At 61.9% G+C, this 23,584-nt stretch carries 25 protein-coding genes; 11 read left to right on the top strand and 14 right to left on the bottom strand.

All coding sequences use genetic code 11. The annotated features are described in order from the left end of the window. Positions 1 to 99: 99 nt before the first annotated feature. The gene (locus QZ522_RS06265; protein ID WP_294608768.1) at positions 100 to 1,212 is read right to left on the bottom strand and encodes an S-(hydroxymethyl)glutathione dehydrogenase/class III alcohol dehydrogenase; all 1,113 of its coding nucleotides are present in this window, start codon (positions 1,210 to 1,212) and stop codon (positions 100 to 102) included. A 520-nt stretch (positions 1,213 to 1,732) separates the two neighbouring features. Between QZ522_RS06265 and QZ522_RS06260 the strand changes: the two genes are divergently transcribed. The 5 genes from QZ522_RS06260 to modC all read left to right on the top strand — a co-directional run bounded on the left by QZ522_RS06260 (position 1,733) and on the right by modC (position 5,051). Beyond that, positions 1,733 to 2,047 carry a DUF2794 domain-containing protein gene (locus QZ522_RS06260; protein WP_363319795.1) on the top strand — a complete coding sequence of 105 codons (315 nt, stop codon included), beginning with the start codon at positions 1,733 to 1,735 and terminating at the stop codon, positions 2,045 to 2,047. Between the two features lie 79 nt (positions 2,048 to 2,126). Continuing rightward, positions 2,127 to 2,438 (top strand): LysR family transcriptional regulator, encoded by a 312-nt coding sequence (locus QZ522_RS06255; RefSeq protein WP_294608787.1) that lies wholly within the window; start codon positions 2,127 to 2,129, stop codon positions 2,436 to 2,438. Between the two features lie 69 nt (positions 2,439 to 2,507). After that, positions 2,508 to 3,272 (top strand): molybdate ABC transporter substrate-binding protein, encoded by a 765-nt coding sequence (gene modA, locus QZ522_RS06250; protein WP_294608764.1) that lies wholly within the window; start codon positions 2,508 to 2,510, stop codon positions 3,270 to 3,272. Continuing rightward, complete coding sequence (gene modB, locus QZ522_RS06245) at positions 3,253 to 3,954, top strand: molybdate ABC transporter permease subunit (RefSeq protein ID WP_294608762.1); 702 nt, start codon at positions 3,253 to 3,255, stop codon at positions 3,952 to 3,954. Before modA ends, modB begins: the two co-directional genes overlap by 20 nt. Next, positions 3,951 to 5,051 (top strand): molybdenum ABC transporter ATP-binding protein, encoded by a 1,101-nt coding sequence (modC, locus tag QZ522_RS06240; RefSeq protein ID WP_294608760.1) that lies wholly within the window; start codon positions 3,951 to 3,953, stop codon positions 5,049 to 5,051. Before modB ends, modC begins: the two co-directional genes overlap by 4 nt. Here the strand turns inward: modC and speB are convergent. From speB to QZ522_RS06220, 4 genes are all read right to left on the bottom strand, one after another. Then, positions 5,048 to 6,019 carry an agmatinase gene (gene speB / locus QZ522_RS06235; RefSeq protein WP_294608758.1) on the bottom strand — a complete coding sequence of 324 codons (972 nt, stop codon included), beginning with the start codon at positions 6,017 to 6,019 and terminating at the stop codon, positions 5,048 to 5,050. The two genes, modC and speB, sit on opposite strands and share 4 nt — an antisense overlap. After that, positions 6,016 to 6,765: an NlpC/P60 family protein gene (locus tag QZ522_RS06230; protein ID WP_294608756.1), complete on the bottom strand. Its 750-nt coding sequence runs from the start codon at positions 6,763 to 6,765 to the stop codon at positions 6,016 to 6,018. Before QZ522_RS06230 ends, speB begins: the two co-directional genes overlap by 4 nt. After that, positions 6,762 to 8,141: a leucyl aminopeptidase family protein gene (locus QZ522_RS06225; RefSeq protein WP_294608754.1), complete on the bottom strand. Its 1,380-nt coding sequence runs from the start codon at positions 8,139 to 8,141 to the stop codon at positions 6,762 to 6,764. The genes QZ522_RS06230 and QZ522_RS06225 overlap by 4 nt, the downstream gene beginning before the upstream one ends. Positions 8,142 to 8,221: 80 nt before the next feature. Beyond that, positions 8,222 to 8,587: a hypothetical protein gene (locus QZ522_RS06220; RefSeq protein ID WP_294608752.1), complete on the bottom strand. Its 366-nt coding sequence runs from the start codon at positions 8,585 to 8,587 to the stop codon at positions 8,222 to 8,224. Between the two features lie 174 nt (positions 8,588 to 8,761). Here QZ522_RS06220 and QZ522_RS06215 point away from each other — a divergent pair, with 174 nt between their 5' ends. The 3 genes from QZ522_RS06215 to QZ522_RS06205 all read left to right on the top strand — a co-directional run bounded on the left by QZ522_RS06215 (position 8,762) and on the right by QZ522_RS06205 (position 12,680). Beyond that, complete coding sequence (locus tag QZ522_RS06215; protein ID WP_294608750.1) at positions 8,762 to 9,412, top strand: carbonic anhydrase; 651 nt, start codon at positions 8,762 to 8,764, stop codon at positions 9,410 to 9,412. A gap of 139 nt (positions 9,413 to 9,551) precedes the next feature. Continuing rightward, positions 9,552 to 10,556 carry a TAXI family TRAP transporter solute-binding subunit gene (locus QZ522_RS06210; RefSeq protein WP_294608785.1) on the top strand — a complete coding sequence of 335 codons (1,005 nt, stop codon included), beginning with the start codon at positions 9,552 to 9,554 and terminating at the stop codon, positions 10,554 to 10,556. Positions 10,557 to 10,646: 90 nt separating this feature from the next. Further along, the gene (locus QZ522_RS06205; RefSeq protein ID WP_294608748.1) at positions 10,647 to 12,680 is read left to right on the top strand and encodes a TRAP transporter fused permease subunit; all 2,034 of its coding nucleotides are present in this window, start codon (positions 10,647 to 10,649) and stop codon (positions 12,678 to 12,680) included. Positions 12,681 to 12,739: 59 nt separating this feature from the next. Here QZ522_RS06205 and QZ522_RS06200 read toward each other — a convergent pair whose 3' ends face one another. The 9 genes from QZ522_RS06200 to QZ522_RS06160 all read right to left on the bottom strand — a co-directional run bounded on the left by QZ522_RS06200 (position 12,740) and on the right by QZ522_RS06160 (position 21,739). Further along, complete coding sequence (locus QZ522_RS06200) at positions 12,740 to 14,938, bottom strand: 3-hydroxyacyl-CoA dehydrogenase NAD-binding domain-containing protein (RefSeq protein WP_294608746.1); 2,199 nt, start codon at positions 14,936 to 14,938, stop codon at positions 12,740 to 12,742. 3 nt (positions 14,939 to 14,941) lie between these two features. After that, entirely contained in the window at positions 14,942 to 15,421 is a 480-nt protein-coding gene (locus tag QZ522_RS06195; RefSeq protein ID WP_294608744.1) for a cupin domain-containing protein, read from the bottom strand. Next, positions 15,421 to 16,632 carry an acetyl-CoA C-acetyltransferase gene (locus QZ522_RS06190; RefSeq protein WP_294608742.1) on the bottom strand — a complete coding sequence of 404 codons (1,212 nt, stop codon included), beginning with the start codon at positions 16,630 to 16,632 and terminating at the stop codon, positions 15,421 to 15,423. Before QZ522_RS06190 ends, QZ522_RS06195 begins: the two co-directional genes overlap by 1 nt. A 15-nt stretch (positions 16,633 to 16,647) precedes the next feature. Beyond that, on the bottom strand, positions 16,648 to 17,283 hold the full coding sequence (locus QZ522_RS06185) for a glutathione S-transferase (protein WP_294608740.1): 636 nt from the start codon (positions 17,281 to 17,283) through the stop codon (positions 16,648 to 16,650). Positions 17,284 to 17,545: 262 nt separating this feature from the next. Further along, the gene (locus QZ522_RS06180) at positions 17,546 to 18,700 is read right to left on the bottom strand and encodes an acyl-CoA dehydrogenase family protein (RefSeq protein WP_294608738.1); all 1,155 of its coding nucleotides are present in this window, start codon (positions 18,698 to 18,700) and stop codon (positions 17,546 to 17,548) included. Positions 18,701 to 18,715: 15 nt separating this feature from the next. Then, positions 18,716 to 18,928 carry a hypothetical protein gene (locus tag QZ522_RS06175; RefSeq protein ID WP_294608736.1) on the bottom strand — a complete coding sequence of 71 codons (213 nt, stop codon included), beginning with the start codon at positions 18,926 to 18,928 and terminating at the stop codon, positions 18,716 to 18,718. A 48-nt stretch (positions 18,929 to 18,976) separates the two neighbouring features. Continuing rightward, on the bottom strand, positions 18,977 to 20,755 hold the full coding sequence (locus tag QZ522_RS06170; RefSeq protein WP_294608734.1) for an acyl-CoA dehydrogenase C-terminal domain-containing protein: 1,779 nt from the start codon (positions 20,753 to 20,755) through the stop codon (positions 18,977 to 18,979). Positions 20,756 to 20,790: 35 nt separating this feature from the next. Further along, entirely contained in the window at positions 20,791 to 21,192 is a 402-nt protein-coding gene (locus QZ522_RS06165) for a MerR family DNA-binding transcriptional regulator (RefSeq protein WP_294608732.1), read from the bottom strand. A gap of 178 nt (positions 21,193 to 21,370) precedes the next feature. Further along, entirely contained in the window at positions 21,371 to 21,739 is a 369-nt protein-coding gene (locus QZ522_RS06160) for a MerR family DNA-binding transcriptional regulator (RefSeq protein ID WP_294608730.1), read from the bottom strand. 120 nt (positions 21,740 to 21,859) lie between these two features. Between QZ522_RS06160 and QZ522_RS06155 the strand changes: the two genes are divergently transcribed. The 3 genes from QZ522_RS06155 to QZ522_RS06145 form a co-directional block, all read left to right on the top strand. Further along, the gene (locus QZ522_RS06155; protein ID WP_294608728.1) at positions 21,860 to 22,282 is read left to right on the top strand and encodes a PaaI family thioesterase; all 423 of its coding nucleotides are present in this window, start codon (positions 21,860 to 21,862) and stop codon (positions 22,280 to 22,282) included. Continuing rightward, a complete protein-coding gene (locus QZ522_RS06150) occupies positions 22,282 to 22,791 on the top strand; it encodes a PaaI family thioesterase (RefSeq protein ID WP_294608726.1) in 510 nt (169 codons plus the stop codon). The genes QZ522_RS06155 and QZ522_RS06150 overlap by 1 nt, the downstream gene beginning before the upstream one ends. Beyond that, positions 22,784 to 23,584, top strand: an 801-nt coding sequence (locus QZ522_RS06145; protein ID WP_294608725.1) for an MATE family efflux transporter, incomplete at its 3' end; no start/stop codon positions are given. The genes QZ522_RS06150 and QZ522_RS06145, both read left to right, overlap by 8 nt.

The raw sequence follows: 23,584 nt of genomic DNA, 5'->3' as shown, positions 1-23,584 counted from the left end.
TTCAGGCGAAATTTAAGCAGTCAAAGTCTGCGCACAATGCGTAACGCCGCACAGGGGGCTGTGCGGCGTTGCATTCATCACGATGGCAGGGGTGGCGCGTCAGTAGACCACGACAGAGCGAATGGATTCGCCTGCGTGCATCATCTCGAAGCCCTTGTTGATATCGTCGAGCGCAAGGGTGTGGGTGATCATCGGGTCGATTTCGATCTTGCCGTCCATGTACCAGTCAACGATTTTCGGCACATCGGTGCGCCCGCGCGCGCCGCCGAATGCAGTTCCGCGCCAGCTGCGGCCGGTGACAAGCTGGAACGGGCGGGTCGAGATTTCGGCGCCTGCGGGTGCGACCCCGATCACGATGCTTTCGCCCCAGCCCTTGTGCGCCGCTTCAAGTGCCGTGCGCATCACGCCGACATTGCCGGTCGCGTCAAAGGTGTAATCCGCACCACCCCCGGTCAGCTCGACCAGATGCGCCACAAGATCGCCCGACACCTCCGAGGGGTTTACGAAATCGGTCATGCCAAAGCGCGTCGCCATCTCGACCTTGGCAGGGTTCAGGTCAACGCCCACGATCTGATCCGCGCCCGACAGGCGCAGGCCCTGGATTACGTTCAGGCCGATGCCGCCAAGCCCGAACACGATGCTGCGATTGCCAAGCTCTGCCTTGGCGGTGTTGATCACCGCGCCAATGCCGGTGGTCACGCCGCAGCCGATATAGCAAATCTTGTCGAAGGGTGCGTCCTTGCGCACCTTGGCAAGCGCGATCTCGGGAAGGACCGTGTGATTGGAGAACGTCGAACAGCCCATGTAGTGCAGGATCGGCGTGCCATCGAGCATCGAAAACCGGCTGGTGCCGTCGGGCATCACACCTGCGCCTTGCGTGGCGCGGATTTTCTGGCAGAGGTTGGTTTTCGGGTTAAGGCAATACTCGCATTCTCGGCATTCGGGCGTGTAAAGCGGAATGACGTGATCGCCAGGCTTCAGGCTGGTGACGCCAGGGCCGACCTCAAGCACGACGCCCGCGCCCTCATGCCCGAGAATGGCCGGAAACGCCCCTTCAGGATCGGCGCCGGACAGGGTGAAATCATCGGTATGGCAAAGCCCGGTGGCCTTGATCTCTACCAGAACCTCACCCGCCTTCGGGCCCTCAAGGTTCACCTCCATGATCTCCATGGGTTGACCGGCAGCAACGGCAACGGCGGCTCTTGTGCGCATTGGATGTTCCTTTTGTTTTATTTGCCCAACCATGCGGCATGTGTGCAGTGGTTTCAATATCGGGGTGGTGGCCAGATTGATCAGGCTGGTGTTTTCGTGGAAATTAAGGGTTCTCTTTGCGATGCGTCCGACGGCGATCCAGACAGGTGGTGCCGACTTTCACTAGTAGGCCGCGTAGCGCCTCGATGCTTTCGGTGTCAAGGGCAAGACATGAACCACCCGCAATGCTGGCTGGATGATTCCGATGGCGCTACGGGGCGCGCGATTACCGGCAGGTGGTTATCGCGCGCGGCGAGGCGCTTTGACTTTATTACGCTTACGGGGTCAAGGCGTTTCCGGGCTGGTTTTGTCAGGGACGGCTTGCCTTCATGCGGGGGCCAGAAAATTCACCGAATTTTCTGAGGCATTTTCTTTTAGAAAGAAAATGGACCCGGCGCGGTGGTGCGCGAATTCGCTTGATTCGCGAGGGGTTTGGGGCGACTCTATAGTTATGACCTTTCAGTCTTTCAGCCCGATCCAAATGTCTGGCACCCAGACGCAGGTGGCGTTTCATCGCACCGAACTGGCGATTATCCTGTCGCTTTACGGGCGTATGGTCGCCGCCGGGGAATGGCGTGATTACGGTATTTCCTGCCTCCGCGATCTGGCAGTATTTTCTATTTTTCGACGCACTGCGGAAAATCCGCTTTACCGGATCGAAAAGCGTCCCAAGCTGCGTGCCAGACAGGGGCAATATGCGGTGGTCGGCATCGACGGGCAGATTTTGAAGCGCGGCAACGATCTAAAGGCCGTGCTGCGGGTGCTGGAACGCAAGCTTATCCGCGCCGTGGACTGATCCTGTGACGCCCATAGAGACAGAAGGATCGACGGCGCGCGCGGAATTGCGTCTGCGGCTGGTGTTCGGCGAGGGCGCGATGATCGGGCCGGGCAAGGCCGACCTGCTTGAATTGATCGCGCAGACCGGATCAATCTCGGCCGCAGGCCGGGCCATGAACATGAGTTACAAACGCGCCTGGATGCTGGTCGAGACAATGAATGCGATGTTTCGCGCGCCGGTCGTGCAAAGCGCGCGTGGCGGCGCCAAGGGCGGCGGCGCCGTTCTCACCGAGACCGGGGCAGAGGTATTGCGCCATTACCGCGCGCTGGAGAGGCGGTGCGCCGATCTCGGCGGGGCAGAGATTGCGGCGATCACCGCCCTGCTTGGCGATATGTCGGACGAAAAATAACGCTTGTCTTTGGACTGTTTGCACACGATATTTCCGCGCGAACATAACGAAACCGGAAAAGGGCCTGCCATGCGCGCCGCAGCCGCGATCTTGCGCCGTCTCTGTGTGCTGTTGGTGCTTGGCGATGGCATCGCTGCGGCCAGGGCCGAGACCGCAACCGTTGCGGTTGCGACGAATTTCGCCAAAGCCGCCGAGCAGCTGATCGCCGGGTTCGAGGCGCAGACCGATCACCGGATCACGCTGGTCACCGGCTCTACCGGCAAGCTTTTCGCACAGATCATCGAGGGCGCGCCATTTGATGCCTTTCTCGCCGCTGATCAGGCCCGCCCGGCGCGGCTTGAGGCCGAAAACCGCGCTGTTGCGGGCGCGCGGTTCACCTATGCCAAGGGGCAGCTGGTGCTTTGGAGTGCGACACCCGGTTTCATCAAACCCGATGGTGCGGCGGCGCTCCGGGCCGGGGATTTTACACATCTGGCCATCGCCAACCCCGATCTGGCGCCCTACGGTCTGGCGGCGAAACAGGCCTTGCAGGGGCTTGATCTGTGGGATGCGCTCAGGCCGAAACTGGTGATGGGGCAGAATATCGGACAGGCGTTTTCCATGGTCGCAACGGGCAATGCCGAACTGGGGCTGGTGGCAAAATCCTATGCGGTCTCAAATCGCAATCGTGAATCGGGGCACCATTGGGATGTGCCCGAGGCCCTCTATGATCCGATCCGGCAGGATGCCGTTCTGCTTCGTGAAGCCAATGTAGCCGCGCGCGATTTTCTGGCCTATCTCAAGGGGGGCGAGGCGCGTTTGCTGATTCAGGACCATGGCTATCATGTGGAGTGAGGGCGCAGGGTTTCCCGATCTGACGCCGCTCTGGCTGACGATCCGGCTGGCGGGGATAAGCGTGGTCATCCTGCTGATCGTCGGCACGCCGCTGGCGTGGTGGCTGGCGCAGACCAAAAGCCGCCTCAAGGTCGCGGTCGAGGCGATTACCGCCCTGCCTCTGGTGTTGCCGCCGACGGTTCTGGGGTTTTACCTTTTGGTTCTGCTCAGCCCCAACAGCATGCTTGGTGGGGCCTGGCGCGATGTGACCGGCACGGCGCTTACGTTTACGTTCACCGGGCTTGTGGTGGCCTCGGTGCTTTATTCGCTGCCGTTCACGGTGCAGCCGCTTCAGGCCAGTTTCGAGGCGATAGGGCGCCACCCGATGGAGGCGGCGGCGACCCTTGGGGCCGGGCCGACAGATCGGTTTTTCACCGTCGCCACACCGCTTGCTCTGCGCGGATACCTGACCGCGATGGTGCTTAGCTTTGCGCATACGCTTGGCGAATTCGGCGTGGTTTTGATGGTGGGCGGCAATATTCCGGGCCAGACCAAGGTCATCTCCATCGCGATTTACGAACAGGTCGAGACATTGGAATATGCGCAGGCGCATCTTTTATCGGCGATCCTTCTGGGGATTTCCTTTGTCGTGCTTGTCGCGGTCTATGCGGCCAACCGTCGCTTTCCGGTGCACGCGGGATGAGCGGGCTTGTCGTCGATTTCAGCCTCGATTTGCCGGGGTTCCGCCTTTCGGTCGCAGAGCGCTTTGCGCCCCATGGCCTGACAGTGGTGTTCGGCCCGTCGGGCAGCGGTAAATCAAGCTTGCTGCGGGTGATCGCCGGGCTTGAGGGGGGCGCAGAAGGAAGCGTTTGCTTTAATGGGCAGACCTGGCAGGGGCCGGGACGCCATGTTGCCCCGCATCGCCGCGCCATCGGTTATGTTTTTCAGGAAGCGCGGCTTTTTGCGCATCTGAGCGTGGCGGGCAATCTGGCCTATGCCGAGAGGCGCGCCCGCAAGGCCGGGCGTGTGCCCGACCGGGCGGCCATCGTGGCGGCGCTTGGGCTTGACGGGTTGCTGACGCGGCGCCCGTCCGGGCTTTCGGGGGGCGAGGCACAGCGTGTGGCGATGGCGCGCGCCTTGATGAGCGCGCCACGCCTGTTGCTCATGGATGAACCATTGTCGGCGCTGGATGACGCGGCCAAGGGTGCGATCCTGCCTTATATCGAGGCCATCCGCGATGGCATGCAGGTGCCGGTGATCTATGTCACCCACTCGGTGTCAGAGGTTGCGCGCCTGGCTCATCACATCGTCATGCTCGAGGCGGGTCAGGTGCGCCGCGCCGGGCCTGCACAGGATATCCTGTCGGATCCGGCGGCTGCCCCGGCCTTTGGCATCCGCGCCGCCGGTTCGGTCCTGCGGGCAGAGGTTCTGGCGCATCACGACGACGGGTTGAGCGAGCTTGCGGTCGCGGGCGGGCGGCTTTTGGTGCCGGGTTTTGCCGCCGCGATCGGTACGCGCGTGCGGGTGCGGATTGCGGCGCAGGATGTGATCCTGTCGCGCCAGCGCCCCGAGGGATTGTCGGCGCTCAACCTGCTTGAAGGCGAGTTGACCGATGTGCGTCGGGGGCAGGGACCGGGCGTGATGGTGCGGCTTCGGATGGGGCCGGAACAGGATGTGCTGGCCCGGATCACTCAGCGCTCTGCCCGGGCGCTTTCGCTGGCGCCGGGGCAGAGGTGTTTCGCGGTGATAAAATCGCTGTCGATCGCGCCGCTCGATGTGGGCGGAAGTGGTTCGGACTAGACCGCCGCCGCGCTGCCATTGGCCATCACGCAGAGCATCTCGAACATGATTGACGCGCCAAGAAAGGCGGTGCCGCCCGAGGTGTCAAACGGCGGCGAGACCTCGACCATATCCGCACCGACGATCCTGACCCCCTCAAGCCCGCGCACGACCTGAAGCGCCTGATAGCTGTTGGGGCCGCCCACCTCGGGCGTGCCGGTGCCGGGGGCAAAAGTCGGATCGACAAAGTCGATATCGTAACTCACGTAGGTGTCGCCGTTTCCCGCAATCTCGCGTGCCTCGGCCATCACATCCTCTGGGCCGCGGGCGTGAAACTCTTCTATCAGGATCAGGCGGATGCCGTTGGCGGCGGCAAAATCGCGATCTTCCGTGTCATACATCGTGCCACGAATACCGATCATCACCACGCGCTTGGGATCAAGCAGCCCCTCTTCGACGGCGCGGCGGAACGGTGTGCCATGGGTGTACATGGTGCCGCCGAAATAGGAATGAAACAGGTCGGTGTGGCTGTCGAAATGGATCATGCCAAGCGGTGCCCGCCGCGCCAGTGCACGCAGGACCGGCAGGGTCGTCAGGTGATCGCCCCCTGCCGTCAGCGGTGTGATCCCGGCGTCAATCACCTGATCGTAGAAGGCGGTGATGCGGGCCATGCTATCCATGATATCGGCAGGGTTCGGCCCGACGTCGCCAAGATCGGCGCAATTGCGGGTCTCGAACGGGCGCATGCCGCTGGTGGCGTGCTGGGCGCGGATCATCGTCGATGCATCGCGCAGCTGGCGCGGGCCGTGGCGCGGGCCGGGGCGGTTCGTGGTGCCGCTGTCCCATGGTACGCCGATCAGGCCGATCTGCACATCATTGTACCGCTCATGACCGTGGGGCACATAGGGCAGGCGCATGAAGGTGGGCACACCGGCGAAGCGCGGCAGGTCGAACCCGGAAACAGGGTGAAAGAAGGGATCGGATGTCATGGTGTTCCTTTCAGGCGTTTGCGCGAGGTGACGCCACCGTCACCCTGGGCTTGAATGCGGGCGATGGCCTCGGCGATGGGTTCATAGGCCACTGCCATGTGATGGGCGTTGGCGTGGAGGAGCGTGTCCGGGTCGGCCACCCATGCGACATGGCCTTTCCAGAACAACAGGTCGCCGCGCCGCAGTGGGGCATCCTCTGGCAGGACGGTGCCAAGCGTGACCTCCTGCGGGCCGCTGTCGCCGGGGCAGGGAATGCCGCAGGCCAGACAGCCGGCCTGAACCAGACCGGAGCAATCAATGCCGAATACGGAATTGCCGCCCCAGAGGTAAGGCGTGCCAAGATATAGCGCGGCAACGGCGACAGGGTCGCTCTCGACGGTTTCAAGCGGGCTGAGGTGGGCGAGAGGTACATGACCTTGCGGCGTTTCGGCAAAGCGTGGCCCGGCGGAGAGCACGGCAAGCCGCGCGCCATGGCTAAGGCTCAGGCGTTCGGGCGTCTTGAAATCCGGTTCGGGATAAAGATGTGTGGCATGTGCGCTCACGCGGTGGGTGGGGGTTCCCGTGCCAAGAACGTCTTCGGGCAGATAGCCGCGATAGCCGTCGCGCGTGGCGGTGACCTCGGCCCAGCCATCCTTTACGTTGAGTACAATCACGCCATCGCCCATCAAAAGCTGGCGATCGCGCGCTCCGCCGGGGGCGCGCCGCAAATCGGCAACCGGCACCGAGATGAGGCGCGCATCACTCACAGCGACAACACCTTTGGCAATGCCTCAAGCAGGGCGCGTGCCCCCATGCCGACGCCGCCCTTGGGGCGCGCGGGGGCCGCCGTGGGGTTCCAGCCGTAGATGTCGAAATGCCCGTAAGGCAGCCCCTCGGTAAAGCGGCGCAGGAACAGCGCGGCGGTGATCGAGCCGGCGAACCCGCCCGAGGGCGCATTGTCGAGATCGGCGATTCCGGGCTCGATCAGTGCTTCGTAAGGTGTGTGAAACGGCATCCTCCAGACCGGATCGGCGACCTTGGCGGCGGCGGCCTCCAGCGCGCTAACAAGCGTCGCGTCATCGGTGTAATAGGGCGAAAGGTCCGGGCCGACCGCGACCCGCGCCGCGCCGGTCAGCGTTGCCATCGACAGGATCAGGTCGGGTTTGTCCTCGGCGGCCAGTGCCAGGGCGTCGGCCAGCACAAGCCGCCCTTCGGCATCGGTATTGTTGATCTCGACCGTCAGGCCATTTCGCGCGGTCAGGATGTCACCGGGGCGAAAGGCATTGCCGGCCACGGCGTTTTCAACCGCCGGAATGAGAACGCGAAGCTGTAGCGGAAGCTTCAGCGCCATGATCATATGCGCGAGGCCCAGAACCGTGGCGGCGCCGCCCATGTCCTTTTTCATCAGGGCCATGCTATTGCCGGGCTTGAGGTTGAGGCCGCCGGTGTCAAAGCACACGCCCTTGCCAACAAGCGTCAGTTTTGGCCCGCTGTCGCCCCAGTGCATGTCGATCAGGCGCGGTTCGGTTTCGGCGGCACGCCCGACGGTGTGGATCAACGGGAAATTCTGCTGCAAAAGGTCCGGCCCGCAGATGGTCTTGATGTCTGCGCCATGTTGCCCCGCGATGGTCGCGCAGGCCGCTTCAAGCGCGTCGGGCCCCAGATCAGAGGCGGGCGTGTTGATAAGATCGCGCGTCAGCGCCTCGCCCGCAGCAATCACTTCGATTCGACCGGCATCAACCCCCTCGGGGGCAATCAGGCGGGCCTTGGCCGGGTTTTGGCTGCGATAGCGGTCAAAGGCATAGTGCGACAGAAGCCAGCCAAGCGCCTCGGTCCCGGCCTGATCTTTCGGCAGGCCTTCAAGGCGATAGGTGCCTTCGGGCAGTGCTGCGGCGCAGGCCGCAAGGTGAAATCGCCCGCGCGCGCGGGCGCTCGGCGTGCCGTAACCCGCAAGCGCCATCCGGGGGGTGCCCGCGTCATCGGGCACCAAAAGAACGCGCCCCAACGCGCCGGTAAAGCCTGCGGCGCCGACCCATGTGCGCAGGGCGTCGGGCTGATCCGCAAGCCAGGCGTCCAGCGCATCCTCGGCAATCACATGCAGCGGGATGGCGGAGGTATTATCCGGGGCGAATGTAAGGGACATGGCGACGGGCCTTTCGGGCAGATATTTTTGCCCAGCCTAGTCGCGATTGCGCCGCCTGCAACCCATCAAATGAGGGCAGATCAAAGCGGCAGTTCCTGTAAATCCCAGATTTCGCAGAGCGAGCGTTCGCCGATCCGCAACAGCCGCGTAAAGGTTGCGGCAAGGGCGTTGCGGTCGCCATTGTCGATGCATGCGGTCACATCACCCGCGACCCGCGCCAAAAGCTGCATCCCGATCTGATCGGCAATCGCGATCAGGCTTCGGGTGCTTTTGCGCATGTCGTCAAGGCGCCCCTCGCGGTGGCAGCGTTCGGAATGCGACAGGCGCGCGGCGAGTTCTTCAAGCGCACGACATACCACATCCGACGCGTTGGATTCGCCAAGCTGACGATAAAGCGCCTCTAGCCGACCGGCATCGAGCCAGACCGTTTCGTCTTGTTTAAGCAATGTTACCTGTTCCACATTCTCACCCGAATTCTAAGTTCACAGTAATCCCCACGACTGCGGCCATCATCACACTTCCAGGGTTCCCAAATGGTTTCGGCCCTGACGATTTATCTCTCGAATTCTATGCGAATCCAGACTATTCAGCACCCGAGTGCCCCAAGACCCGGAGAGATCATGGAACACGCCCGCCCCCTGCCCAGCTATCTGGTGCAACGTTTTCACGGCTGGAAGGCCACCGCCTATACGGAAAACCAGGCATGGTATCGTCGTCTGGCCACGGATGGCCAGCATCCGCGCGCGATGATCATTTCGTGTTGCGACAGCCGCGTGCATGTCACCTCGATCTTCGGCGCGGACCAGGGCGAGTTCTTTATTCATCGCAATATCGCGAACCTGGTGCCGGCCTATTGCCCGGATGGCGCGCAGCACGGTACCTCTGCGGCGGTGGAATATGCGGTCATGGCGCTCAAGGTGGCGCATGTGATCGTTCTTGGCCATTCCAATTGCGGTGGTGTTCAGGGGTGCCTGGACATGTGTTCGGGTCAGGCCCCCGACCTTGAAGCCGAATCAAGCTTTGTGGGCCGCTGGATGGATATCCTGCGCCCCGGCTATGAACGGGTGCGCGAAATCAAGGATGAGGCCGAACAGCGCCGGGCGCTGGAAAAGGAATCGGTTGTCGTATCGCTTGAAAACCTGATGACCTTTCCCTTCGTGGCCGAGTCGGTCAAGGACGGCAGCCTTACCATTCACGGCCTCTGGCATGAAATCGGTTCGGGCGATCTTGAACAGTTCAGCGCAAGCCAGAAAGCATTTGTCCCGCTCTAGGCGGGGACACGCACAAGGCTTGCGCATGGCGTTCCACCTGCCTAACCTGCGCAAAGCGTTCGGGGTTATTTTGCCCCGGCGACGATTTAGGCACGGGTAGACACCGTGCTGCGAGTTCAGGGAGAACCAGATGAAACCTATGACGAATTTCATGCGCACGCTGGCGGCGGGCGCGGTGGTGGCCGTTGGCCTTGCAGGTGCTGCCGTGGCGCAGGACCTCAAGTTTTTCACCATCGGCACCGGCGGCACCGCCTATACCTATTATCCGGTTGGCGGCGTGATCGCGAACGCGATTTCCAAGCCCCCAGGCTCACGCCCCTGCGACGAAGGCGGGAGCTGTGGTGTTGACGGGCTTATTGCCTCGGCTGTTTCTTCGCGCGGTTCGGTGGACAATGTGAACGCGATCAATTCGGGCCTGCGCAATTCAGGCTTTGCCCAGTCGGACGTGGCCTATTGGGCCTATACCGGCACCGGCACGATGGACGGCCAGCCGCCCGCGACCGATCTGCGCACCATTGCGGCGCTGTTCGAAGAGCATATCCACCTCGTGGCGCGCGCCGACAGCGGCATCAACTCTGTGGCCGACCTAAAGGGCAAACGCGTCTCGCTGGACGAGCCGGGCTCGGGCACCTATGTCGATGCCGGGCTTATCCTTGAGGCGAACGGTCTTTCGACCGATGACGTCACGGCAGAGGCCCTCAAGGGCAACGCCGCCTCCGATGCGCTTCGCAATGGGCGGATTGACGCGTTCTTTGTGGTCGCCGGTTACCCGACCGGGTCCTTGGTCGAACTGGCCTCGGCGACGGATATCAAACTTGTTCCGATTGATGGCGCAGGTGCCGAGGCGCTGACCGCGAAATACGGATTTTTCGCCCAGAGCGATATCCCCGAGGGCACCTATGAAGGTGTCGGCGCCACCTCTACCGTTGCGGTTGGCGCGCAATGGTTCACCTCGGCCAAAGAAGATGACGACGTGATCTATGAGATCACCAAGGCGCTGTGGAATGACAATTCGCGCAAGCTCCTGGATGTTGGCCATGCCAAGGGCAAGACCATCACCCCCGACTCGGCGCTGAATGGCATCGGCGTGCCGCTTCATGCCGGGGCCGAGCGGTTTTATCGCGAAGCGGGCATCCTGAAGTAAGGCTTTGACGCAGCTGTGTTGCCCTGATCGGCGGCTTCCACCATGGGGCCGCCGATTTTTTTCCTGTTCCCTGCCGGAGGCGCCCCGCCCATGTCCCATGACCCCGACCACGCGCTGAGCGCCGACGAGCTTCACGAGATCGAACGAAAATTCGATCCTGAACTGGCGTTCCGGCCCACCGGGCCAATGATCGCGGGGGTGATAAGTGTCGCCCTTGTGGCAATGTCGGCCTATCATTTCTATGCTTCGGGCTTTGCGTTGGTGCGCGAATTGCTGCACCGGGGTATTCACCTCTCGTTTGTTCTTGGGTTGGTGTTTTTGTTGTTCGCCTGGCGGCGCAGCCTGAGCACGGCCCAGCCTGGCCCGGCATGGTATCGCATAAGCGGCGTGCCGGTCTGGGATCTGGTGCTGGCGGTTCTGGCGGTGGCGGCCTCGCTTTACCTGCCGCTGTTGCCGCCTTCGGTGGTCTCGGTGCGGGTCGGCAACCCCTCGGGGACGGATGTGTTCATGGGCACCGCCTTGCTGGTTCTCACGCTAGAGGCGGCGCGCCGCTCTGTGGGGCCGACCTTGCCGATCATCGCGCTGATCTTTGTGGCTTTCGCCCTGTTCGGGCCATGGGCGCCGGGTGCGCTCAAGCATGGCGGGGTAAGCTGGCAGGGGCTGATCAACCATCTTTACATGACCAATCAGGGGATTTACGGCATCGCGATCGGGGTGATGGCGCAATACGTATTCCTGTTCATCCTGTTCGGTGTACTGGCCACGCGGATCGGGCTTGGCCAGTTGTTCATCGACCTCGCGATGGTGATTGCCGGGCGCTATGCCGGCGGGCCGGCCAAGGTCGCGATTTTCTCTTCGGCCTTCATGGGAACGATTTCAGGGTCGAGCATTGCCAATACGGTGACCACCGGGGCGCTGACCATTCCGGCGATGAAAAAGGTGGGATACCCGCCGCATTTCGCCGGCGCGGTCGAGGCGACCTCGTCCACCGGCGGGCAGATCACCCCGCCGATCCTTGGTGCGGCGGCGTTCATCATGGTCGAGTACCTGGAAATTCCGCTGCGCGATGTGCTTGCGGCGGCGCTTTTCCCGGCCTTGCTGCATTATTTCGGCATCTTCATCATGGTGCATCTTGAGGCGCGCAAGCTTGGCTTGCGGGGCCTCAAGGCCGAAGAACTGCCGAAAATGGGGCTGGTGCTGCGTCAGCATTGGCTCTCGGTGATTCCGCTGATCATTCTGGTCTATATGATCCTGAGCGGGCGCACCCCGGATTTTGCCGCCGTCTATGGCATCATTGCCTGTGTCGTCGTGGGCTTTCTGAACCCGGTCAATCGCCTGACGTTTGGCGACCTTTGGCAGGCACTTGGCGATGGCGCGCGCAACACGCTTGCGGTGGGTGCGGCGGCGGCCACGGTGGGGATTGTCGTGGGGGTTGTCACGCTGACCGGGGTCGGGTTCCGGCTTGGCTATGTGGTGGTGCAGACCGCGACCGATATCGGTAATACCCTGGGCGGGCTCTGGCCGCTCAGCTATTTCAGCGTGATGCAATGGGCGCTGTTCGTGTCGCTGATCCTGATCGCCGCGTCCTGCATCATCATGGGGGCGGGGATACCGACAACGGCGACCTATATCATCCTCGTGGCCGTCGCGGCCCCGGCGCTTGCGCAATTGCAGGTCGAGCCGATCGTGGCGCATTTCTTCGTGTTCTATTACGGCGTACTGGCCGATATCACGCCGCCCGTGGCGCTTGCGGCCTATGCGGCGGCGGGGATCGCGGGGGCCAATCCGTTCAAGACCGGCAATACCGCGTTCCGGCTTGGGATTGCCAAGGCGCTGGTACCGTTCGTCTTCGTCTATTCCCCGGCGCTTTTGATCGTGAGTGATGGATTCACCCTAGGCGCGTTCGCCATTACGCTGGCGGGGGCGATGATGGGCATCGCCGGGCTTGGCGTGGCGTTCTCGGGGTACTTCCTGAGCCATCTGACGCGGGCGGAACGCTGGTGGATCGCCATCGTGTCGCTGTTGTTTATCGCGCCGGGGCTCAAGACGATGGCGCTTGGGCTGGTGCTCTGGCTGCCGATCCTGATCCTGCAACTGCGCCGCCGCTCCGCGCAAGCGGCATAACAGGCGAAACGCGCGCCCCGGCGACAGGGCGCGCGTGTTTTTCGCGGGTTTAAGCCGGATCAGGCGGCGTCTGCCTGCTTGTCGAACCGGCCATAAAAGCTCTGCCCCTTGTCGGCCATTTCGCGCAACAGCTTGGGCGTGGTGAACCGGGGTCCGAATTTCTCGCTAAGCTCATCGCAACGCTCGGCCGCATAGGGCGTGCCGATGATATCAAGCCAGCTGAACGGGCCACCCGACCAGGGCGCAAAGCCCCAGGCGAGGATGGCGCCGACATCGCCTTCGCGGATGTCCTCAAGCACACCCTCTTCAAGTGCGCGCACCGCTTCGAGAACCTGCGCGAACATCAGGCGATGCTGAACCTCATGCAGGTCGGGCTGATCGGTCAGGCGCGGATATTTCGCCGCAAGCCCCGGCCAGTATCCCTGACGTTTGCCCTTGTCGTCATAGTCAAAGAACCCGGCGTTGGACTTGCGGCCAAGACGGCCCTCGCCCTCCATCCAGAAGATAACCTCGTCCACCGCCTCATCGGGATAATCCGCGCCCATCGCGGCCTTGGTTGCGCGTGCGATCTTGGCGCCAAGATCAATCGAGGTTTCATCAACCAGTTGCAGCGGCCCGACCGGAAAGCCAAGCTGGCGCGCGGCATTGTCGATCAGCGCAGGTGCGATGCCTTCGGCCACCATACGGATGCCTTCGTTGATATAGGGAATGATGCAGCGGTTGCAGTAAAAGAAGCGCGCGTCATTGACCACGATCGGCGTTTTGCGGATCTGGCGGACGTAATCAAGCGCCTTGGCCACGGCGCGCGGGCCGGTCCTCGCCCCCTTGATGATCTCGACCAGCATCATTTTCTCGACCGGGCTGAAGAAATGGATGCCGATGAAATCCTCGGGCCTGTCGCTGGCTTTGGCAAGCTCAGAGATCGGCAGCGTCGAGGTATTGGTGGCAAAGATGCAATCCTCACCCACGACCTTGAGCACGTTCTCGGTGACTTCGGCCTTGACGGCGGGATCCTCAAATACCGCCTCGATGATCAAATCACACCCCGCAAGCGCGGCGTAATCTGTGGTTGCGGTGATCAGGTCAAGCGTAGCCGCCTTTTTCTCTTCGGTGGCCTTGCCGCGCTTGATGCCCTTGTCCATGTAGTCGGCGGTATAGGCCTTGCCCTTGTCGGCGGCTTCTTGTTTCTGGTCGATCAGAACCACCTGCATCCCGGCCATGGCCGACACCAGCGTGATGCCTGCCCCCATCATGCCAGCCCCCATGACGCCGACCTTTTTGACCCTCTGGTCGGGGACGTCGGGGCGGTTCGCACCTTTTTCAAGCGCTTCCTTGTTGATGAACAGCGAACGGATCATCGCGCTTGAACTGGGGTTCATCAACACATTGACGAACCAGCGCGCCTCGATCTTGAGGGCGGTGTCAAACGGCACAAGCGCGCCCTCGTAAACCGCGCTCAGCAGGGCCTTGGCGGCGGGAAATGCGCCTTGGGTCTTGGCGTTGACCATGGCGCTTGCGCCGACAAAGGTCATGAAGCCCGCCGGATGATAGGGCGCGCCGCCGGGCATCTTATAGCCCTTCTCGTCCCAGGGCTTGACGATATTGGGGCTGCTCAGCACCCATTCCTTGGCCTTGGCGATCAACTCGTCCGCAGGCACGACCTCATCCACGACACCGGCGGATTTGGCCTTTTGGGGATCGTTCAGCTTGCCTTCAAGCAACAGCGGCGAGGCTGCCATCGCACCCATCTTGCGCACCAGACGCGTGGTGCCGCCCGCACCGGGGAAAATGCCGACCATGATCTCGGGCAGGCCGATCTTGGCCTTCGGGTTGTCGGCGGCAAAAATGCGGTGACAGGCCAGTGGAATTTCCAAGCCGATGCCAAGCGCTGTGCCGGGCAGGGCGGCGGCAATCGGCTTGCCGCCCTTGTTGGTCTTGGGGTCCATGCCCGCGCGCTCGATCTTGCGCAGGATGGCATGCATGCCCATCACCCCGTCAAACAGGCCCTTGGCCGGCTCGTCGCCCGCATCGTCGCGCATCTTGGCGATGACGTTAAGATCCATGCCGCCCGCGAAAGAGCCTTCTTTGCCAGAGGTGATGATCACGCCCTTGACGGCGTCATCCGCCAGCGCCTGATCAATTAGCGCCTCAAGGTCAAGAAACCCCTGGCCGTTCATCACGTTCATCGACTTGCCGACCGTGTCCCATGTGATGATGGCCACGCCGTCGGCATCGGTTTTCATTGTGAAATCAGTCATGTCTTACTCTCCGATCTGGTCAACCGTCAGCGGGCTGCCATCTTTGCGGGTAAAGGTGTAACCGGCCGCATCCATCGACACCTTCATGTCGAGGTCGCTGTAATAACCGGTCTCTGTTTCGGTCCGGGTGCCCACCACAAGAAAAACGGCGGGCGCCTCGGTCTTGTTCACAAGGTGATGGCCATTGGCCTCGCCCGCCGGGAAGGTGGCGCAATCGCCGACCTGCATCGGGTGCTCGCCATGGTCATCAATCAGGGTGCAGGTGCCTTCGGTCACCATCACGAACTCGTCCTGCTCCATATGGTAATGGCGCAAGGACGACATCGCGCCGGGCGCAAGGCACACAAGGTTGACGCCATACTGGCTAAGACCGCCTGCATCGCCCAAGCGCTGGCTGGTGCGCCCGGCCATGGCATCGGCCAGCTTTCCGGGATAGGTCGAGCCGCCCTTGAACGGGATTTGCGAGAGATCGAGCTTTGGCATCAGACGCGCTCGATGATGGTGGCGGCACCCATGCCGGATGCGATGCAGAGCGTGGCAAGGCCCGTGCCCTTGCCGGTGCGCTCGAGCTCATCAAGCAAAGTGCCGATGATGATCGCGCCGGTGGCTCCGAGCGGGTGCCCCATGGCAATCGCGCCGCCGTTGACGTTGACAAGGCCGGGGTCCACATCAAACGCCTGCTGAAAGCGCAGAACGACGCTGGCGAAGGCTTCGTTCACCTCGAAGAGGTCGATGTCAGAGATCGACATGCCGCTGTCGGCGAGAATCTTCTGCGTTGCGGGTACCGGCCCGGTCAGCATGATCGTCGGATCGGTCCCGATCTTGCAGGTCTGACGGATGCGCGCGCGCGGCTTGAGGCCCCAGTTTTCGCCAAATGCCTTTGAGCCGATCAGCACGCCGGCGGCCCCATCGACGATCCCCGATGAATTGCCCGCGTGGTGGATGTGGTTGATCCGCTCGAGATGCGGGTACTTCAGCTTGGCGACGGCATCAAAGCCGGGCATCACCTCGCCCATCGCCTGAAAGGCGGGGTTCAACGCGCCAAGGGTCTGCATGTCGGTGCCCGGACGCATGTATTCGTCGCGGTCCAGAATGGTCAGGCCGTTCTGGTCCTGCACCTCGATGATCGAGTTGGCGAACCGGTTGTCCTTCCACGCGGCGGCGGCACGGTTTTGCGATTCAACCGCCAGACTGTCGGCGTCGTCGCGGCTAAAGCCATACTCGGTTGCGATGATATCGGCGCTGATGCCCTGGGGGACGAAATAGGTCTCCATGGCGATGGACGGGTCCACGGCAATCGCCGCCCCGTCGCTGCCCATGGCCACGCGGCCCATCATTTCGACGCCACCGGCGATATAGGCCTCGCCAGCCCCGCCCCTGATCTGATTGGCGGCAAGGTTCACCGCCTCCATGCCAGAGGCACAAAAGCGGTTGATGGCAAGGCCGGGGATCGATTCATCGAGATCAGAGGCGAGAACGGCAGTGCGCGCAAGGCAGCCACCCTGTTCCATCACCTGCGTGACATTGCCCCAGATCACGTCTTCGACGGCATGACCCGCAAGCCCGTTGCGCGATTTCAGCGCGTTCAGTACCTGTGCGCTCAGCCGGGCGGCGGTGACCTCGTGAAGGGCACCATCCTTGCGGCCCTTGCCGCGCGGGGTGCGCACTGTGTCATAGATATAGGCATCGCTCATTTTGGTTCTCCTCATTCAGGCGCGGTCAGCGGGGCTGCCGGGCATAAGATCGTAAGGGTGTTTCCAGCCCGGTGTGTTCTCGATATTGCTCAGCCAGCGGTCGATATTCGGCCATTCGGTGCGCTCGAACCCAAAGGGTTCGGGGTAAAAAAGATAGCCGCAGCAGCTGAGGTCGGCATTGGTGATCGCGTCGCCCACAATAAAGTCGCGCCCCTCAAGGTGGCTGTTCAACGTGGTATAAGCGGCCTTGAGACGACCTTGGGTAAAGGCGATCACCTCGGCCGGACGTTTGTCTTCGGCCAGGAAATTCATCAGGAAGCGAAGCATTCCGGCCTGGCTCGACATCTTGTGATTGTCCCAGAACATCCAGCGCATGACCTCGCGCTCTTCGTCCTTGGTGGCGCCACCGAATTTGCCGGTTTTTTCGGTGATATACATCTGCATGACGCCGGATTGGGTCAGGGTGATATCGCCATCCACCAGCACGGGCGCCTCGCCCATGACGTTCAGCTCGCGAAATTCCGGGGTGCGCGATGCGCCGCCAAAGAAGTCGACGAACACCGGTTCCCAGTCCAGCCCGGAAAGTTCCAGCGCCAGGGCCGCCTTGTAGGCATTGCCGCTTTCGCCAAAGCAATAAAGTTTGATGGTCATGTCCCTGCTCCTGCTGCTGCGCGTATGGCGCGGGTGGAATTTGAGTATTTTTGCCAAGAAGAAGCAGGGGATTCACCTGCCGTTAACGTTAACGAGGTTTGATTGCGGGTGCGGTACAGGCTGGAGAGCCGATGACCGCCCAAGGAGAAGCCCCGCCCCCTCGCCGGTTTGCGCCGTGCCGGAGGGCGGGGTGGACATTGCGCTTCTTCTTGGCGGAAATACTCTCGCCGAAGGCAGTCCGGCAGAGAGGCCGGGGAGGGGCTCATGCGGTTTTCCCCGTCGTGAAGCCGCGCGCGATCAGCTCCTTCATGATTTCGTTGGTGCCACCATAGATGCGCTGTACGCGGGCATCGGCCCACATTTCGGCGATGTCATATTCGGCCATGTAGCCATAGCCGCCATGCAATTGCAGGCAGTCATCCAGCACCTCGCATTGCGTGTCCGTTAGCCAATATTTGGCCATGGCGGCCTTTTCCACGTCCAACTCGCCGCGCAGGTGAGCGGCAATGCATTCGTCAAGAAAGGCGCGCGCGACGGCGGTTTTGGTCTGGCATTCGGCCAGTTTGAAGCGGGTGTTCTGGAACTGGGTGATCGGGCCGCCAAAGGCCTGGCGCTCGTTGCAATAGGTGATGGTGCGCGCCACGGCGCCTTCCATTGCGCCCTGCGCGCCGCAGGCGATGATCAGCCGTTCCTGCGGCAGCTGCTGCATCATCTGGTAAAACCCACGGCCCTCTTCGCCGCCAAGGATGTTTTCGGGCGGGATTTCGACGTTGTCGAAAAACAGCTCTGAGGTATCCCCGGCGTGCAATCCGATCTTTTCGAGATTGCGGCCACGGCTGAATCCCTTTGCATTTTCGGTTTCGACCACCATGAGGGATGTGCCCTTGGCCCCGGCCCTGGGATCGGTCTTGGCCGCGACGATGATCAGGTCGGCATGTTGGCCATTGGTGATAAAGGTTTTCTGGCCCGACAGGCGATAGGCGTTGCCGTCGCGTACCGCTTTGGTCTTGATCCCCTGCACGTCCGACCCGGCGGCAGGTTCGGTCATGGCCAGGGCGCCGACCATCTCGCCCGAGACCATCCCGGGGAGCCAGCGCTTTTTCTGCTCTTCCGAGCCATATGCCAGGATGTAATGCGCGACGATGCCGGAATGGATCGGGTTGCCCCAGCTTGCGAGATTGGCCCGCGATTGCTCGATGCAGATCACGGCCTCATGGCCGAAATCCCCACCCGCGCCGCCGTATTCCTCGGGGATAGAGGGGCACAAAAGGCCAAGCTCGCCGGCCTGTTGCCAGATCTCGCGATCCATTTGCCCCGCCTTGCGCCAGCGCTCGAAATGCGGACGCCATTCATCGGTGATGAATTTCGCGGTCATCTCAGAGAGCATCCGGTGCTCGTCGGTCATCCACAGTGACATAGCCAGCCTCCCCGCTTAGCGTTTTCGCGCATCCAGTTCCGAATTGAAAATCCGCAAGCGGTGGCCAAAGGTATCCTCGTCGATCACGCTGTCGAAATTCTCAAACAGAAAGGACAGCGCCTCGCCCTCGTCGAGCCCCGCCTCGGCAGCGAATTTGCGCAGGCGGCGATAGCCGTCTTCGGTCATTGCCGCGTTAAAGCGCCGGGTCAGGCGAAAGCGTTTTGGCATCTGTCATCCCTCTCATCATCTCGTAGGGTGGGTGAAACCCACGCTTGCTCAGAACTGTTCGGCGTCAAGCTCCATCACCAGGTCGGCGCCCGATTCAATCCGGGCCAGATGCATCGACGTCGCGGGCAGGCGGCGCTTCATGTAGAACCGCCCGGTGGCCAGCTTGGTTTTATAGAACGCCTCATCCGGTGTTCCGTTTTCAAGGGCGGTATAGGCCGCCTTGCCCATCCGCGCCCACATCAGCCCAAGGCAGACATGGCCGAAAAGGTGCATGAAGTCATATGATCCCGCAAGGGCGGCGTTCGGGTTCTTCATGCCGTTCTGCATGAAATACATCGCCGAGGCCTGAAGATGCTTGGAGGCCTCTTTCAGCGGATCAAGGAAGTCAGCCTTGAGCGCCTCGTTGCTCTCGTTTTCCTTGATGAAGGTCTTGACCATCTCGAAGAAGGCGAGCACGTGCTTGCCGCTGTCCTGTGCAAGCTTGCGCCCCACCAGATCAAGCGCCTGAACGCCATTGGCACCCTCGTAGATCATCGCGATCCGGGCGTCGCGGGTGAACTGGGACATGCCCCATTCTTCGATATAGCCATGCCCGCCGTAAACCTGCTGGGCCAGTACGGTCATGTCATAGCCCTCGTCGGTGAGGAACCCCTTGATCACTGGCGTCATCAGGCTGACCAGCCCTTCGGCCGCCTCGTCGTTGCCGCGATGGGATTGGTCGATAAGCTGTGCGCCCCAGAGAAGGAAGGCGCGTGCGCCTTCGACGAATGATTTCTGATCCATCAGCGAGCGGCGGATATCCGGGTGCACGATAAGCGGATCGGCCGGGCCATCGGGGTTTTCCACGCCGGTCACGGCACGGCCCTGAAGCCGGTCCTTGGCATAGGCGACGGCGTTCTGATAGGCGACATCGGCCTGTGCCAGCCCCTGCATGCCAACGCCGATCCGGGCCTCGTTCATCATGGTGAACATCGCGCGCATGCCCTTGTGTTCTTCGCCCAAAAGGTAACCGGTCGCGCCGTCATAATTCATCACGCAGGTCGAGTTGCCGTGGATGCCCATCTTTTCTTCGATCTTGCCACAGGTGACGGCGTTGCGATCGCCAAGGCTGCCGTCGTCGTTGACGTTGAATTTGGGCACGATGAAAAGCGACACGCCCTTGATGCCCTCCGGCCCGCCGGGGATTTTCGCCAGTACAAGGTGGATGATGTTTTCGGCCATGTCGTGTTCGCCGGCCGAGATAAAGATTTTCTGGCCGGTCACCTTGAAGCTGCCATCGCCCTGAGGTTCGGCCTTGGTGCGCATCAGGCCAAGATCGGTGCCGCAATGCGGCTCAGTCAGGTTCATCGTGCCGGTCCAGTCACAGGTGGCCATGCGCGGCAGGTACGTGGCCTTCTGCGCCTCGGTGCCATGCGCAAGGATGGCCGAGGCCGCGCCATGGGTCAGGCCGTGATACATGGTGAAGGCCTGATTGGCCGCCGAGAACATTTCGCCTACGGCAGTGCCAAGAACATAGGGCATGTTCTGGCCGCCATATTCCTCGGGCAGGTCAAGCGCGGTCCAGCCGCCATTGCGCAGCTCGTCAAACGCGGCCTTGAATCCCGTCGGCGTGCGCACGACACCGTTTTCAAGAACACAGCCCTCGGTATCGCCCACCGGGTTGAGCGGCGACAGCACCTCGGAAGAAATCTTGCCGGCCTCTTCCAGAACGGCCGAGGTGAAGTCGGCGTCAAGTTCTGCGTAGCCGGGGGTGTCGGATGTCGAGACGCTCAACACGTCATGCAGCACGAATTGCGTGTCGCGGGTAGGGGCGGTGTAGCTTGGCATATGTCTCTCTCCCTGAAACGGTTGTGGCGGCGAGGTTACTCGGCGGCGTTCTTTGTGGTTCTGAGCGACTCGATCATGCGGGCCCCCCAGGTCATCTGTTCGCGAAGGTCGTCAATGGCGGCGTCCAACTCTTCGCGTTGTCTTTCCATGTCGGCCAGCCGTTCGCGCGCCACGTCATAGGCGCGGCTGATCTGGGTGAATTGCTGATCGCCCTTGTCATAGAGGTCGAGCAGCTGGCGTATTTCCTCAAGGCTGAAGCCAAAGCGCTTGCCGCGCAGGATAAGCTTGAGCCGGGCCCGGTCACGACGGGTGAACAGGCGCTTTTGCCCGACCCGCAGGGGAAAGAGCAGCTCTTTTGATTCATAGAACCGCAGGGTGCGCGGCGTCACATCGAATGCGGTGCACATCTGGCGGATTGTAAGTGTTTCATCGGTCATCGGCTTGCCTTTTGTCGCAATTCGTTTGCGGCAATCTGCGTATCGTTGGCCTTGGTTACAACAGTGAGACAGGTTTACGTAACCGATACGTCACGTCACTTTTAAGTTGACGTAAGATCAAGCAAGGTAAGCTGGGGCGCCGGGCAATTTTCTTGCGGCTCGAAATGCGTTGCGAGGGCTAGGCCAGGTTGGCGGCGGTGCTGTCACGCAGCTTTTTCAACTCTGCAATCGACTCGTCAAGCTGTGCGCGCTGGTCGGCGAGTTCGGCAAGCTGGCGGTCGGCAAGCTCGATCCAGCTTTGCATTTGCGCCTCGGTGCCCTCGTCTTCATAGATCAAAAGCCATTGGCGGATATCTTCAAGCGCAAAGCCGAATTTGCGGCCCCTGAGGATAAGGGTCATGCGGGCGCATTCACGCGGACCGTAAAACCGCGATCTGCCTTCACGCGTGGGCTGAAGCAGTTCGATATACTCGTAATACCGCAAGGTGCGTGGCGTCACGTCGTATGTCGCGCACATTTCCTTGAAGGACAGTCGTTTTGCCGTCATGCCAAAGCCCCCTCTTGCGCCAAGGTTAGGATCAAGCCGCGCCAAGCGCAACTGCTGCCCTTGCAGGTCTTGCGGATTAAGGCCCATAAAGGGCGCAAGAGCATCCCAAAAGGGCCAGAGATGAGCGCGGACAAGAACAAAATCACCAAACAATTCATGCAGACCCTGCCCCATGCGCAGGCGCTCGGGATGCGGCTGGGCCACTTGGGCGAGGGTACGGCAGAGATCGAGATGGAGTATGACGAACGCTTTGTCGGTGACCCGGAAACCGGGGTGATTCATGGCGGGGCGGTTTCGGCGCTTATGGATACCTGTTGCGGGGCGGCAGCGATGAGCCATCCTTCGTCGCCCGGCGGCACCGCGACGATTGATTTGCGGATCGACTACATGCGCCCGGCCACGCCGGGGCAAAAGATCAGGGCCCACGCCGAATGCTATCACATCACCCGCTCGGTCGCCTTCGTGCGTGCGCGTGCGATGGATGACGACGATGCCCGCCCGGTGGCCACCGCGACGGGCACATTCACCGTGGAGGACAAATAATGGCGCCGCCCCGTCCCGAACCCGTACAGGTGGTCAAGCAGCGGCGCGATGCGGCGCTTAACGCTCTGGTGCATGGCGTACCCTATATCCGCTTTCTGGGGGTTCAGTTCGACCGGCGCGGTGACGAGTTGACGGCGATCATGCCGTTCGCGGAAAAGCTGATCGGCAACCCGCTTTTGCCCGCCCTGCATGGCGGCGCGACGGCGGCGTTTCTTGAGGTGACGGCGATCATCGGGCTAAGCTGGAGCACGCTCTGGGAAGAGATCGAAAAAGGGGCGTTGGATGCCGAGACCCTGGTCGGCGGCAATCTTCCGCGCCTGCCCAAGACGATTGATTTCACCGTTGACTACCTGCGCTCTGGCCTGCCGCGCGATGCCTATGCCCGCGCACAGATCAACCGCTCGGGCCGGCGCTATGCCTCTGTGCATGTCGAGGCCTGGCAAGATAATCGCGGGCGGCCTTTCGCCCAGGCAACGGGGCATTTCCTGATGCCGCGCAGGGATGACTGAGGCAATCGGGGGGATCACCCACAAACGCGTTCTCAAGATTGCGCTGCCGATCGTGTTGTCGAATGCGACGGTGCCGATCCTGGGGGCGGTCGATACCGGCGTTGTGGGACAGCTTGGCCTTGCGGCACCGATTGGCGCGGTCGGTATTGGTGCGGTGATCCTGACTGGCATTTACTGGGTTTTCGGGTTTTTGCGGATGGGCACCACCGGCCTTACAAGCCAGGCATATGGCGCCGGGCAGGTGGGTGAGGTTGCGGCCCTTTTGACCCGCGCGCTCATGATCGGCCTTGCCGGTGGGGCGGCCCTTATCGCGTTTCAGGCGCCGCTGTTCCTTGGGGCTTTCTGGCTGTCGCCCGCCAGTCCCGAGGTCGAGGTGTTGGCGCGCGAATACCTTGCGATCCGGGTCTGGAGCGCGCCCGCGATGATTGCCTTGTTCGGCATGACTGGCTGGCTTATCGCGCAAGAGCGCACGCGCGCCGTGCTGTTCATCCAGGTGCTGATGAACGGTGCGAATATCCTGCTCGATCTCTGGTTCGTTCTGGGCCTCGATTGGGGCGTGGCCGGTGTCGCACGCGCGACGGTGATTGCGGAATGGAGTGGTCTTGCGCTTGGCTTCTGGTTTTGCCGCGATGCATTTGCCGTTCCGGCCTGGCGCGATTGGGCGCGGGTGTTTGATGGCGAGCGTCTGCGCAACATGGCCTCGGTCAATGGCGACATCCTGTTGCGGTCGCTGATGTTGCAGGTGATCTTTGTATCCTTCCTGTTTCTGGGAAGCGGATTTGGTGACGTGACG

The sequence above is a fragment of the uncultured Roseovarius sp. genome (assembly GCF_913054395.1).
Classification (GTDB): Bacteria; Pseudomonadota; Alphaproteobacteria; order Rhodobacterales; family Rhodobacteraceae; genus Roseovarius.
Note: the sequence above shows the minus strand (reverse complement) of the source record. Positions and strands in the feature narration are given on the sequence as shown.

Coding starts and splice junctions, on each gene's coding strand:
- QZ522_RS06255 (WP_294608787.1), top strand. CDS start 2,127: ATGATCGGGCCGGGCAAGGCCGACCTGCTTGAATTGATCGCGCAGACC.
- QZ522_RS06200 (WP_294608746.1), bottom strand. CDS start 14,938: ATGACTGATTTCACAATGAAAACCGATGCCGACGGCGTGGCCATCATC.
- speB (WP_294608758.1), bottom strand. CDS start 6,019: ATGACATCCGATCCCTTCTTTCACCCTGTTTCCGGGTTCGACCTGCCG.
- QZ522_RS06170 (WP_294608734.1), bottom strand. CDS start 20,755: ATGCCAAGCTACACCGCCCCTACCCGCGACACGCAATTCGTGCTGCAT.
- QZ522_RS06205 (WP_294608748.1), top strand. CDS start 10,647: ATGTCCCATGACCCCGACCACGCGCTGAGCGCCGACGAGCTTCACGAG.
- QZ522_RS06160 (WP_294608730.1), bottom strand. CDS start 21,739: ATGACGGCAAAACGACTGTCCTTCAAGGAAATGTGCGCGACATACGAC.
- QZ522_RS06265 (WP_294608768.1), bottom strand. CDS start 1,212: ATGCGCACAAGAGCCGCCGTTGCCGTTGCTGCCGGTCAACCCATGGAG.
- QZ522_RS06210 (WP_294608785.1), top strand. CDS start 9,552: ATGACGAATTTCATGCGCACGCTGGCGGCGGGCGCGGTGGTGGCCGTT.
- modB (WP_294608762.1), top strand. CDS start 3,253: ATGGCTATCATGTGGAGTGAGGGCGCAGGGTTTCCCGATCTGACGCCG.
- QZ522_RS06165 (WP_294608732.1), bottom strand. CDS start 21,192: ATGACCGATGAAACACTTACAATCCGCCAGATGTGCACCGCATTCGAT.
- QZ522_RS06185 (WP_294608740.1), bottom strand. CDS start 17,283: ATGACCATCAAACTTTATTGCTTTGGCGAAAGCGGCAATGCCTACAAG.
- QZ522_RS06175 (WP_294608736.1), bottom strand. CDS start 18,928: ATGCCAAAACGCTTTCGCCTGACCCGGCGCTTTAACGCGGCAATGACC.
- QZ522_RS06260 (WP_363319795.1), top strand. CDS start 1,733: ATGTCTGGCACCCAGACGCAGGTGGCGTTTCATCGCACCGAACTGGCG.
- QZ522_RS06190 (WP_294608742.1), bottom strand. CDS start 16,632: ATGAGCGATGCCTATATCTATGACACAGTGCGCACCCCGCGCGGCAAG.
- QZ522_RS06155 (WP_294608728.1), top strand. CDS start 21,860: ATGAGCGCGGACAAGAACAAAATCACCAAACAATTCATGCAGACCCTG.
- QZ522_RS06215 (WP_294608750.1), top strand. CDS start 8,762: ATGGAACACGCCCGCCCCCTGCCCAGCTATCTGGTGCAACGTTTTCAC.
- QZ522_RS06150 (WP_294608726.1), top strand. CDS start 22,282: ATGGCGCCGCCCCGTCCCGAACCCGTACAGGTGGTCAAGCAGCGGCGC.
- QZ522_RS06195 (WP_294608744.1), bottom strand. CDS start 15,421: ATGCCAAAGCTCGATCTCTCGCAAATCCCGTTCAAGGGCGGCTCGACC.
- QZ522_RS06225 (WP_294608754.1), bottom strand. CDS start 8,141: ATGTCCCTTACATTCGCCCCGGATAATACCTCCGCCATCCCGCTGCAT.
- QZ522_RS06180 (WP_294608738.1), bottom strand. CDS start 18,700: ATGTCACTGTGGATGACCGACGAGCACCGGATGCTCTCTGAGATGACC.
- modA (WP_294608764.1), top strand. CDS start 2,508: ATGCGCGCCGCAGCCGCGATCTTGCGCCGTCTCTGTGTGCTGTTGGTG.
- modC (WP_294608760.1), top strand. CDS start 3,951: ATGAGCGGGCTTGTCGTCGATTTCAGCCTCGATTTGCCGGGGTTCCGC.